At 39.6% G+C, this 12,594-nt stretch carries 12 protein-coding genes; 3 read left to right on the forward strand and 9 right to left on the reverse strand.

Annotation, left to right across the window (positions count from 1 at the left end):
- Nucleotides 1-10: 10 nt before the first annotated feature.
- From AC04QZ_RS04400 to AC04QZ_RS04435, 8 genes are all read right to left on the reverse strand, one after another.
- Nucleotides 11-1,195, reverse strand: coding sequence for an NRAMP family divalent metal transporter (locus AC04QZ_RS04400; protein WP_478356725.1), 1,185 nt, complete (start codon nucleotides 1,193-1,195; stop codon nucleotides 11-13).
- Nucleotides 1,192-1,947, reverse strand: coding sequence for a 5-oxoprolinase subunit PxpA (locus tag AC04QZ_RS04405; protein WP_478356726.1), 756 nt, complete (start codon nucleotides 1,945-1,947; stop codon nucleotides 1,192-1,194). Before AC04QZ_RS04405 ends, AC04QZ_RS04400 begins: the two co-directional genes overlap by 4 nt.
- A 2-nt stretch (nucleotides 1,948-1,949) precedes the next feature.
- Nucleotides 1,950-2,948 (reverse strand): 5-oxoprolinase subunit C family protein, encoded by a 999-nt coding sequence (locus AC04QZ_RS04410; protein ID WP_478356727.1) that lies wholly within the window; start codon nucleotides 2,946-2,948, stop codon nucleotides 1,950-1,952.
- A gap of 2 nt (nucleotides 2,949-2,950) precedes the next feature.
- Nucleotides 2,951-3,691, reverse strand: coding sequence for a 5-oxoprolinase subunit PxpB (pxpB, locus tag AC04QZ_RS04415; protein ID WP_478356728.1), 741 nt, complete (start codon nucleotides 3,689-3,691; stop codon nucleotides 2,951-2,953).
- A gap of 134 nt (nucleotides 3,692-3,825) precedes the next feature.
- On the reverse strand, nucleotides 3,826-4,599 hold the full coding sequence (locus AC04QZ_RS04420; RefSeq protein ID WP_478356729.1) for a GDSL-type esterase/lipase family protein: 774 nt from the start codon (nucleotides 4,597-4,599) through the stop codon (nucleotides 3,826-3,828).
- A gap of 51 nt (nucleotides 4,600-4,650) precedes the next feature.
- Nucleotides 4,651-5,964, reverse strand: coding sequence for an ATP-binding protein (locus tag AC04QZ_RS04425; RefSeq protein ID WP_478356730.1), 1,314 nt, complete (start codon nucleotides 5,962-5,964; stop codon nucleotides 4,651-4,653).
- Between the two features lie 63 nt (nucleotides 5,965-6,027).
- Nucleotides 6,028-6,921 (reverse strand): FimB/Mfa2 family fimbrial subunit, encoded by an 894-nt coding sequence (locus AC04QZ_RS04430; RefSeq protein ID WP_478356731.1) that lies wholly within the window; start codon nucleotides 6,919-6,921, stop codon nucleotides 6,028-6,030.
- A gap of 155 nt (nucleotides 6,922-7,076) precedes the next feature.
- Complete coding sequence (locus tag AC04QZ_RS04435) at nucleotides 7,077-8,693, reverse strand: Na+/H+ antiporter (protein ID WP_478356732.1); 1,617 nt, start codon at nucleotides 8,691-8,693, stop codon at nucleotides 7,077-7,079.
- Nucleotides 8,694-8,848: 155 nt separating this feature from the next.
- Here AC04QZ_RS04435 and AC04QZ_RS04440 point away from each other — a divergent pair, with 155 nt between their 5' ends.
- From AC04QZ_RS04440 to AC04QZ_RS04450, 3 genes are all read left to right on the forward strand, one after another.
- Entirely contained in the window at nucleotides 8,849-10,435 is a 1,587-nt protein-coding gene (locus AC04QZ_RS04440; RefSeq protein WP_478356733.1) for a 7TM-DISM domain-containing protein, read from the forward strand.
- Nucleotides 10,436-10,987: 552 nt separating this feature from the next.
- A complete protein-coding gene (locus AC04QZ_RS04445) occupies nucleotides 10,988-11,305 on the forward strand; it encodes a hypothetical protein (protein WP_086546561.1) in 318 nt (105 codons plus the stop codon).
- 15 nt (nucleotides 11,306-11,320) lie between these two features.
- Complete coding sequence (locus AC04QZ_RS04450; RefSeq protein WP_478356734.1) at nucleotides 11,321-11,710, forward strand: response regulator transcription factor; 390 nt, start codon at nucleotides 11,321-11,323, stop codon at nucleotides 11,708-11,710.
- Nucleotides 11,711-11,720: 10 nt separating this feature from the next.
- On the opposite strand, the gene cysM is transcribed toward AC04QZ_RS04450, so the two are convergent.
- The gene (gene cysM, locus AC04QZ_RS04455; RefSeq protein WP_478356735.1) at nucleotides 11,721-12,593 is read right to left on the reverse strand and encodes a cysteine synthase CysM; all 873 of its coding nucleotides are present in this window, start codon (nucleotides 12,591-12,593) and stop codon (nucleotides 11,721-11,723) included.
- Nucleotide 12,594: the final 1 nt, after the last annotated feature.

Raw genomic sequence — 12,594 nt, forward strand, 5'->3', positions numbered from 1 at the left:
TTATAAAGATTTATTCTCCGTTTATCATTTGTATAATGGTGCCATAACTCATCCAAACCATGGTTAATACCACAGCTAAGCCGGTTAAGGTTAACCAAAACGGTTGTTTGTAATTTGCGATAATTTTAGTTTTATAAGCAGCAATAAGCATAATACCCAGTGCAATAGGTAAAATAAATCCATTAATGGCACCTACGGTAAGCAGTATTTTAACGGGTTTACCAATCAGGATAAAAATAATACAGGAGATGGATATGAAGGCAATGATAATCTCTCTGTTAAACTTTAATATCATGGGGTGAAAACTCTTAATAAAAGAGATGGAGGTATATGCAGAACCCACAACCGATGAAATCCCCGCAGCCCATATCACTACACCAAAAATTTTATACCCGATTTCGCCGCTGGCCAGTTTAAAAACCGAAGCTGCCGGATTGGATGGATCTAAAGTAAAACCTTTACTAACTACCCCTAAAGCCGCAATAAATAACAATAAGCGCATAACAGATGCGAGTCCGATGGCGCTTAGTGCACCCTTATTTACGGCGCTTAAATTCTGGATTCCCGTTTGTCTGGCATCCAATAAACGATGTGCACCAGAAAAAGTAATATAACCGCCAACTGTTCCACCAACTATGGTTAATACTGCTGTAAAACTAAACTGTATGGGGTTTACAGCCCTTAATGCGGCTTCTGCCAATGGCGGCGAACTCGTGTAGGCGATAATTAAGGCGAGTACAATTTTAATCAGCCCCATGGTTTTGGCAAAAACATCCATCGCCTTACCTGCTTCTTTGTATATAAAGATGCCAATTGCCATAATAGCACTGATAACAGCACCCTGTCCTACACTAATGCCGAATAATACATTTAGTCCTAAGCCGGCACCAGCAATATTGCCAATGTTAAAAGCCAGACCACCTAAAAAAACCAGAAAAGAAATAAAGTAACCCAGGCCTGGAAATACCTTATTGGCGATATCCTGAGCAGGTTTATCAGCAACTGCAATAATCCGCCAGATGTTTAACTGTGCAATGGCATCTAATATGATGGATAACAATATCACAAACGCAAAACTCGCCCCCAACTGTTGGGTGAAAACTGCTGTTTGTGTTAAAAAACCGGGACCAATAGCCGATGAAGCCATTAAAAAAGCAGCCCCTAAAAGTACACTCCAATTGTATTTTGGCTTCATATTACCGGGGCTTTAATAACGATACCTTCTTTTTTTAATCGCTCCGCTATTAATTTAGCAAAAGCAACAGCATGTTCGCCATCACCATGCAAACAAACCGTTTCGGCCCTGACTGTGATACGATTTCCACTTGTACTCCGTACTTCCTGCTTTAAAGCAAATCCCAAAACCTGATTTACAGCCTCTTCTTCGTTCGTAATTAAAGCATTATCTGCAGAACGTGAAGTCAATAAACCATCATCCTGATAACTACGGTCGGCAAAAACTTCGGAAGCGGTTATTACACCCACTTTTTCAGCTTCCTCAATCATTTTGCTACCTGCCAAAGCATACAAAATCAGACTGGGATCGAAATCGTAAACGGCCTGTACAATGGCTTTTGCTAAACTACTATCCTTTGCAGCCATATTATATAATGCACCATGTGCTTTAACATGATGTAATTTGCTGCCTGCAGCTTTTACAAAAGCACTTAATGCACCAATTTGATATAAAGTAAGCTGATAGGCTTCGTTTGCAGTAATCTTCATTTCTCTGCGACCAAAACCTTGCAAATCGGGCAAACCCGGGTGCGCCCCAATGGCTACCCCGTTTTTTAAGGCTAAAGCGACCGTTTGCTGCATTACAGCCGGATCGCCGGCATGGAAACCACAGGCAATATTCACCGATGAAATGTATTCCATTAGTTTTTCATCATTGGGCATAACATAATTCCCAAACGCTTCTCCCATGTCGCAATTAAGGTCGATCATTTTCATGTTTTAATATATTTTAGGCTTATGGCCGTGGTAATCAATGATAAATCGCGTTCCCGTTCAAGGTAAAGTTCTTCTGCCTCATCTCTCGAAATTTCGGAAAAGTGAATGGCATCGCCAGGTTTTAACTGTGCACATAAAGGCAAATCGACCGCTGCAACATGGGCAATACGCGGATAACCACCTGTTGTTTGACAGTCGGCCATGAGTATAACCAAATCGCCACTTCCGGTTACCTGAATAATCCCGGGTGTTACTGCTGTACTGAGCAATTCCTGTTTAACCCTCCTCACCAATGGTTTTCCCAATAAATGATAACCCATGCGGTTACTCCTTCTGTCGATGGTATAAAAATTGGTTAAAAATGAAATAATGGATGTGGCATCAAACCAGCTGATTTCATTGGCGAGTACCACCCGAATGGTTTGCCTTTTCTCTGGCAGTAAACTTTCGCGCGAAATGCGCCAATTTGGGTAGATTAACGACCGGTTGATCAATTGTTTTATTATCCCATTCGATACTTCGTTGAGAATAGTACCACTGCTCAAAACATCGGCTTTTTGCAATGCTCTCCCTTTAAAGCCGCCAAAAGCAGCAGTAAGATAAGTGCTTCTGCTTTCCATTACATCCGGCACCTCCCATCCACCAGCAACAGCCAAGTAGGTACGTGCACCAATGGTGTTGCTGATGAGCTTTATAACCGAACCTGCCGGAAAAAACAATGGCTTTTCTGCAGGCATTAACTCATCATTGTAAACCAAAAATGCACCATCGCCAGAATAAGAAAGCAGAACAGGTGTTTCAGCTTTAAATGAAGCATCGGCATAAGTAAACTCGATGGTAGCATGATGATCATCGTTACCAACTGCTTTATTGGCCAGCCGGTGCGCTAACTCATCCATCGCCCCCGAAACAGGCACAGCCTGCGAAAGGTATCGGTACCGGCCTAAATCCTGAATGGTGCTTAACAAGCCTGGCTTAATGATGCTAATTTTCATACTCATATTTCAGCATAAGCATTAAACTCATCTATACCAATGGCTTTAAAAGTAACCTGGTCGCCTCCCTTTAAAAGGGATGGTTGAGCACGGTTTACCTCAAACATTTTTAATGGTGTTTTGCCTATAATCTGCCATCCACCCGGGGTTTCTAAAGGATAAATACCCGTTTGATGGCCTGCAATACCTACAGATCCAGCGGGTATTTTAGCATTCGGGATTTCTTTTCTGGGGGTGGATAATCTCGTATCCATGCCGCCCATGTAGGCAAAACCTGGCACAAAACCGATCATGAAAACCATGTACTGCCCGGCGGTATGTATATCAATTGCCTCAGTTTCGGTCAGGTTATTGGTGCGGGCTACCGTTAAAAGATCCTGGCCAAAATCGCCGCCATAACAGACCGGAATAACCAGTCTATCTGCTATTACACTCGATTTTTCTCTTTTTGTTTGTGCAATTTTATTTAAATGTGCCGATACCTTATCGAAACAAGCCTCGCCAGGAAGATCTGATAACATCACACTTAGCGGATCAAAAAACACAGTTAATGTGGTATAAGCCGGAACTGTGGTAATTAAACCAGCAAAAGGATTTTGTAACAGCAATTGATTAAAATCGGTAATCAGGCTCAATAAATCGTTGTCAATGGCCGTTCCGAACGTTATGGTAACCGATTTTTCGCTCAACCCGTAAATTTTTATGGGCAGGTTTGTTCCAAAATATCCTACCTGATCACTCATATAAAAACAGAAAGGATTTAATCATAAATGATCTTCATAAAACGGGGTTTGACAACTAACTGCTGCTATAAAAATGGCTATATAATATCAAAATCGCAAAGATTTATGAATATTGGCTAACCCAGCCCATGGGATTAAAAATTTTTCTTTACCACCCGTTCAATGGCTTTGCCCCAAAATTCGCCTAAAGATACTGCGCCTGATTTATTTGGATGCAGGTAAAAAGTCCCCGCCTGCCCCTTTTCAGGAATCAGCTCAGTAAGATGGTGCTTTTTAAAATAAGCAAAAGCCTTTTTATCACCCACGAAAACATGTTTGGGTTTTGTTAAACGGTAACTTGTAACAAGGCTATCAATTTTTGGAATGTAAGCCTGCACTCTCGATAAGCCCTCTTGCAAATATTTTGAACTATTATAAGTATTTGGACTGTACCAGATAGGGTGCTGTAATACCACAATAGCCTTTGGAAAATCGGCCAATAATTTTTCTATGATGGTTTTTACATTTTCGATATACCGATCAGGTGAAACGGGAGCCCCATGTGGTCCCTGGATAGCGCTATCGTTGGTGCCGAGCTTTAATGAAAAAACCAGTAATGCTTCTTTATTGGTAAATGCATTGGCTGCTTCTTCAACTTGATTAAAAGTGCGGCCTGCGCCAGGTAAAAAATCAAGAGTGGTGTAACCGCTATGGCCCTGATTGCTGAATTTAACTGCGTTTATTCCTTTTTGCCTAAGCAGATAAGCAACGGCTACCGCAGGTGGGGCATCAGCAGCATTAGCGAGCTGTACACCTTGTGTGATACTATTGCCAATAAAAACAATATTAAGGTTACGCTCTTTTTGCTGTGCGAACAGCAATGGGGTATTCATGAGTAAAATGCTGATCAATAACAGGTATCTTTTCATCTAAAGTTGTTTTTATCGGCAACAAATTACTAAATACTTATTAATTTCAATCTAATTTTGTGCGGGTTCAAGGCCTTTTATCAATTGCAATAACTCATGTTTTTCTTCAGCCTCTAATTCTATCAGGCCATTAAACATTTCAAAAATCTCATTGCGTAGGTTTGAGCGCATTAAAAGATCGATCAGGCGCACTAAAGTTTTCTTCTGATCGGTATTTAAACTGCTAAACAATTTGGGTTCTATTTCATATAATGCCTTAAGCAAATTAACCAGGGCTGGTTTCCTTAATTCTTTTTCCCTTTCGGTGGCATAAACCGGAAAGATTTCTTCCTGTTCGTAAGTTTCAACCAGGCGATTGGCATATTCTTTTAAAAAGGGTTTACGTTTACCTTTAAGATATTCTGTTAGTGCTTTAATTAAAAATCTATATTCAGCCGAAGATTTAGCGGCACCAAATATGGCTACTTGTCCTTCATTTTCAAAACTCTTAAAATCGAAATCACGAAAAAAATCACTATCGATGTAAACGCTATGGAAATAATCGTCGCTCTTTTTATTTAAGGTGGTGTAATCCTTATAAATTTCTTCTCCTTCGGCTAAAAAATAATATTTAGACAGTTCTTTGTGCAGATTTTCTTTCCAGTGCACATATTTAATTTTAAAAGTAACGGCAGTATCGGGATAAAAAAGATTAAACTCTTCTAAGGTTTTAACATTGCTGCTAAAATCTAATGTTTCGCCATTTACAATAATTGAATAATTTTTATGCTTGTTTAATTCAATAAACCAACAGAATTCGTTTATCAAAAAAGGAAGTACCGTTTCTTCCATATCTTGCAGGCTGATCCTCAAATTGGCAAAAGAAACTGTTGTCCCGGTCTCACCAACACCAGTCAGGGCAGCAGTAAAATCGTGGCTATAACTATTTAAACCACCAGTGCTAATTTTTATTTCACCATAACGAAAGCCCTGCGCTGATTGGTAAGTGGTATGCCAAACGGCATCATGCGCAAAGGTAAAAAACGTAAGTCTCCCTACCCCGTTACGGCCATGCATTTTAGAAGTATGCTTGGGCGCCACAATCTGGATAGATTTTTCAGATTCAAAAAAGGGATCGAATTTTTGCTGTAAACGATCAAAATTAATTCCATATCCATTATCAGCAATGGTGAGCTCCTCCAAAAGACCAAGCGGATTGGCTACATAATCTACGCGTATGGTATTTGCATTGGCATCAAAACCATTCCAGATGTATTCGGCAATGGCTTGCTTTTCATTATAGTTTTTAAGTACCTTTTGTATTCCCTTTGAAGTGATATTAACCTTTACCGACATACTTACTAAATTAATTAGCAAATATATCATTATATTTTAATCATTTAGAGGCTTGCTTATAACGAGTTATAAACACAGCATGAAATGACCGGTTTAAAGTGTTACAAGTGTAGTATCAGCCAGCCATTTATCATTAATCACAAAGCTAAACCCAACTTTACCAATAGGTTCCAGTAATTTGCCCTTTACCACCGTTCTTTTATTTTTATAAACCGGAACAGAAAGCGAGCGCCTTCTCCCACCTCCGCTCACTTCAATTTCCAAAGGTTTATCGGTACGGAGAATATAAATACTAATTGGACCTTTTGTGTTATTTACGATATAACCAAAATCATTTTCAATACTGCCAAATGATGTTTTTGCGGCAAACAGATAACCTGTTGCTTCATTATTTACATCAACTTCGTAATTGGCTACATCTTCTACAAGCACTTCCAGCTTACCCACAATCCTTTCCATATTTAAATTAATAGTCTGATTGGCATTTATGGTGTTCATAATGGTTGCTACAAACGTATCATCTGTTTTGTATAATTTTTCGGATGGAGACTGATTAGGTTGCCAATATTGCATATTTCCCTCATTAAAAGGCAAAATAACGGTATTGGTAGCACCCTGATAAAATTGATTAATGCCAAATAACGACCGAGAACCGATAGCCACAAAATTATAGGTATTAAGCGGAAGGTCTAAACTAAGTTCCCCAAAATTAGGATCGGTAGCGAGCTGGGTAACACGGGTATACTCTTGTCCGGTAAACGATTGATAAACCACAATGGTTAACTGTTTAATCAGGTCTTTAAGCGGGGCATTTACCGCATCCCCTGCCGTTCCCAGATCATTATTAGCCCCCGTAACCATAAATTTTACAGTTTGTTTTTTGCCTCCTTCTTCCGGATGTTCATTAATATTTTTCTTACACGAAAGCATTGCCAGGCTGGCAAGCATCAAAAAAATGAGTCTTTTAAAAAAGTAATTTGTTTTCATAGCTTTATTTCATCAGATAAACGACATCCGAAATTACAGCTATGTAGTGTAAACATGTATGTGTAACACCGCACAATGTGGGCACATTACGCGACTATGATTACACATTTAATTGGATAAAATTGAGCAATGGTACCGTAAAGAGAAGCTGATGCTTAGGCATCCCGCTGACTAAAATGCCTGCGAAGTTTTTCTTCTTCCAGATCGAGCAGCTCTAACTGTTCTTTGATCAGTTCATCATTAATCTGCTCTTTTTTATTTAGCCCTTTCAATAAAATACGCTGTTCAGCCATGATATCTTCAAGTGCGACGCGATAATCGTGGTAAAAGCCCTCAGACCGTGAAATGTTTTCTTCTTTTTCCCAATCCCGCAACAATTCCATTTCTGCCTCAATACGAATTTTTATCGATCTGATCATATCATTATGCAATAAGGCATCGTGGTATTTTTCATCCAGGATTTTAAGTGATAACATGGACAATTTCTTTCTCACCATTTGTTTTTGTTGTTCGAAAGAAACTGTATAATCCGGATCGGGCATATCTACCCATTTTATTAATGCTGGTAATGTTAAGCCTTGCAAAACCAAAGTAACCAATATCACACTGAAGGTAATAAACAAGATTAAGTTACGCTGGGGAAAAGCTTCACCCGACTTTAAAGCCACCGGAATAGAAAGTGCTGCAGCCAAAGAAACCACCCCTCTCATTCCTGCCCAGCCAAAAAGTAAAGGTGCTTTCCAGCTTGGATTTGGATCAGCTGTGGTAATATAACGGCTAATGAAACGTGTGAAGTATAAAGCACCATAGGTACTGGCTAACCTGGTGACAATTAAAACCGTACAAATAATAGCGCTATAGCGGATGGCGGGTAGAAGGCCATCGTTGCCCAGGCCATGAATAATAACCGGAAATTCTAAGCCAATTAATAAAAAAACAAAGCCATTCAGTACAAAAGCCACGGCTTCCCAAACATTTATGCCCTGCAGCCGGCTCCTATGGGTAAGAATACGGTCTCTGCGGGCCGAAAGAAACAAACCGCCACTCACTACCGCCAGTACACCAGAAAATTCAAATTCCTCTGCAGTGATGTACATGACATAGGGCGTTAAAAAAGTAAGGATAATATCAATATTGGTAGTGGTAGGTAACCACCGGTGCAGCGCGTAAAAAACTAAGGCCACCGCAATTCCGATTAAAATGCCCATTACAATAACCAGCACAAAATTACCTGCAGCCTTACTAAATACGAAACTTCCGGTCATTACGGCTGCTAATGCAAAGCGGAATACCACCAAACTGGATGCATCGTTTAGCAAACTTTCGCCTTCCAATATGGTGGTGAGCCTTTTAGGCACTTTAACATTTTTAAGTATGGCCGATGCGGATACGGCGTCTGGTGGAGAAATAATGCCACCTAACAAAAAACCCAGGGCCCATGTAAAACCCGGGATCAGGCTTTGAGAAATTAGCGCTACAATACTGGAGGTGAAAATAACAATTGGAAAAGCAAAACTGCTGATTACCCTACGCCATTTCCAGAAATCTTTCCATGAAGTATTCCATGCTGCCTCATACAGCAACGGTGGTAAAAAGATTACAAATATGAGTTCGGGTTCAATTTCAATGTTGCGAAGGATCGGTAAAAAACTTAATGCTAAACCGGCTATGACCAACACAATAGGATATGCCACACGGATTTTTTGTGCCAGCATGACAACAAACAAAATAATTGCAAGTAAGAAAGCGTATTGTATAATGAGTTGATGCATAAAATTTCTGGCTTGGTCTAAAATACAAATTTGATCTGAATGCCAAACCATTCGGATTATGTTCTTTTTTGAGATAAAATTTGGATTTACTGTTATAAAGCTATAATTTCTCCCCTGTAATAAGTCATCCCTGCTTTTTTACATTGGTTTAATTAATGAAGACCATTTTTATTCTTATCGCTTTCTTATTAGAAGGCAGCCTTTGCATGGCTCAACCGGTGATTCAGGTGGAGAAACAAACTTTTGATAACATTGGCAAAGCAGGATACTTTTGGCAGGATACGCTCAAAACAACATCTTTTGAAAAGGTAGCGCAACTTAAGTCAGCCTATTTTTCAAAAGGCAAGTCAGCAATTTTTAATGGCGGAACCAGCGGAAAAGTATGGTGGATGAAACTCCGTTTTACCAAAAACACCCAAACGATTCCCTATCTGTTTATCAATTATGCAAATATCGATTCCATCAGCGTATTTTATCGCGATAAACTCGGTAAGCTAATCCAGATCAATTCTGGTATGTTCAACCTGAAACAAAATGATAACATTCTGGGTACAGGCTATGTTTTCCCTTTACTCCAGGCACAAGAACCTGTTGGTGAAGTATATGTGAGAATGCGGGCCATGAATACTTTACTGGTACCTGTTAAACTGGTTACCGAATCGGTATTAAACCATGCTTTATTTAAAGCACATAGTTTACAGCCTATTTACATGGGTATTGAATTAATGATCCTCATTTTTCATGTTTTTATGTTCGTTGTTACACGAAGTAAACTTTTTGCACTTTATACAGCGCGGATTATTTTGCTCTATTTTATTGTCATGGTTTGCTATCTTCAAGGTTATGGCTTATTGCTGAACCAGGCAATCGCCAGGTTTATTGTAGTGCATGCTCATTTTTTTATTGCCCTCGGCTATATTTGTACGGTGCTGTTTAACAGTTATTTTTTAAAACTCAGGCGGCAACTCCCTCAGTTGCATCAATTCTTTAAGGTTTTAATGTTTGGATGGGGTTTAATTCTAATCTGCTCTTTATGGGATGCCAGAAACATCACCAATGTATTTACACAGGTACTATTTTTATTAACTTCTTTACTTTTTCTTTTCAGTAGTGTTAAAGTTATTATCATCCGCGGATATGCCAAAAACAATCCACTCATCTGGTGTTACGTATTCGGATGGATTCCCGTAGCGCTGATTTCGATTTACCTTGTTTTTTGTTTAACGGAATTTATCCCCTTTCAATCCTATAGTTTTAATTTACTCACTTTGGCCGGAATAATTGAAGGAATTCTCATCAGCCTTGGCCTTTACGGACAACGTTTAAGGTTATTAACGCGGCATAATGCGCATTTCCGGCGACAACGGATCCTGCTTCAGGAACAGGTGGAAGGTTATCGTAAACAACTCGATGCAAAAATAGAAAAACCTGTTGAGCAGCTTTCGCTAAAAGCACTTATAGAACTTGCTCATGCCAAAGACCCATCGTTTATGAAACGCTTTAGTGAGGCTGAACCTGTGTTTATCGAAAGGCTGCTTGAGATTTCACCTCAGCTATTACCCGTAGAATTAACACTTTGTGCTTACATCAGGTTAAATTTCGATACTAAAGAAATTGCCAGGACCTGTAAACTCAGTGTGCGTTCTGTTGAAAGCCGTAAATACAGAATCCGGAAAAAACTTGGCATTGATGGTGAAACAAATATGCTCACCTGGATGTTAGACCTCACCAAATCGTCCTAAATAATATACAAAAATAAATTGATTTTTCTCTATCCTTATTTCAATAACAAATAACCTAAAATTACTTAACCATCTTTAAAACAACAACTTGCGTCTACGTGCGTAGAAATGCGTATCCCCATAAGCAAGCTGCCGCACCCTCTTTGCATATAGCTATTTAGAGTGCACGCGGTGCGATACCGTTTTTTTAACCAAACAGGCTTAATGCATTTTGTCTGGGTTGTACTCGCTTTTTTAGCCATGTCGACAGAAACGGTCTTTTCCGGGATGATTTGTTACACGCCTGACGGCATGGCTTATTTAAAACGCTAATTCATCAAAAACTATATATAATGAACTCAAATGCCAATTACATTTCACTCTTCTCACTGAAATCCAAATATTTAAAATTGGTGCGTATTAGTGCGTAGCCAAAAATTTTGATAACTCTAAAACGCTCTATTTCTTTGTCCCTATCCCTAATTGAAAACATTTTAAAATATTGCTGTGCCGCAGGAGGTCTAGACAGGGGACGGTTTAGCCTTCTGTGCAAACAGCATCCGAAAACCAACCATGAAACCGACTAACAGCCCTGCTAAAATTATTGGCAGCATCCAGGAATTTTACAACGGCAGAGATCCCGAAGAAATTTATACTGCCTTAGCAATTGATAAAAACTGTTTTGACAGCTGGATTAGAGATTTTGGGAGTATAGCCCATGAACTAATGGAGCTGAGAGATGAAAACGAAACATTGAGAACCATGTTTACCAATTTAAGTCTGGTGAACCAGAGTTTACGCAACTCGCTTGACAGCCTCACCAGAACAGACTCGAAAATATTTGAGTTATTGCTAAAAAAAAGAGGTACTGGTAATCTTAGCTTTCCTTAATAAATCATACAAAAAATGTTCTCCCTATCCCAACCAAAAATATTAATTATTGAAGATCACCCTGCCACGCTTGACGCGATAAAGATGATCTTCGAATTTGAAGGCTACATTACCATGAATCTTTCCAATGCGATAGATTTACATAGCAAGGTTGCTGCTTTCCAACCCGATATTATTTTAATCGATAATATGTTGGGTATGACCGATGGAAGGGCGATATGTACAGAACTCAAGCTATCGGTACATGGTTCCATTCCTATCCTGCTCATGTCATCACGAAATGGTATTCATAACGGCGCTTATTACAAAACGCATTGGGATGATTACATAGAAAAACCCTTTGAAATGGAAGCCATTACGCAAAGGGTTCGCATGCTTTTATCTAAAAAAGCCCAACAAGATTAATGATTTATCCTCAACCAAAAAGATCGCTGCTTAGGTAGCGGTCTCCCCGGTCACAAGCAATAAAAACAATAGTTCCTTTATCCAGTTCACCGGCCAGCTTTAATGCAGCTGCACAGGCACCGCCTGAGCTCATTCCCGCAAATAAACCTTCTTCTTTAGCCATTCGTCTCGACATTAGGGTTGCTTCTTCCTGTGCAATATCCATTACCCGGTCTACCCTTAGCGGATCGAATATTTTTGGCAAATATTCTTCAGGCCAACGCCTGATGCCCGGAATTGAAGAACCTTCAGTGGGTTGACAGCCAACAATCTGAATATCATTATTTTTTTCTTTAAAAAACCTCGAACAGCCCATAATGGTGCCTGTTGTTCCCATGGAGCTTACAAAATGTGTAATCTCTCCTTCGGTATCCCTCCATATTTCTGGTCCGGTTGTTTTATAATGCGCCAGGTAATTATCTGGATTTGCAAATTGATTTAATAAAAAATATCCTTTTGAAACGCCTTTTTCTTCCGCATAATCCCTGCAATCTTCAATACTTTCTAACAGGGTCACTTTTGCGCCGAAGGCTTCCATCGTTACCTTACGTTCGCGTGTTGAATTGGCTGGCATCACCAGTTCAATTTCTAAGTTATATAAACTTGCAATCATGGCCAATGCAATGCCGGTGTTACCACTTGTAGCCTCTACCAGTTTAGTTCCTGGCGATACATCACCCCGTTCTATTGCACTTCTGATCATATTGAGCGATGCCCTATCTTTAACACTACCGCCCGGATTGTTTCCTTCTAATTTGGCAAATACCCGTACAGCTGGGTTAATATTCAGCCTTTGAAGTTCAGCCATTGGCGTATTTCCGATCAGATCGATTATTCCTGCCATA

It is taken from the genome of Pedobacter folensis (genome assembly GCF_056490665.1).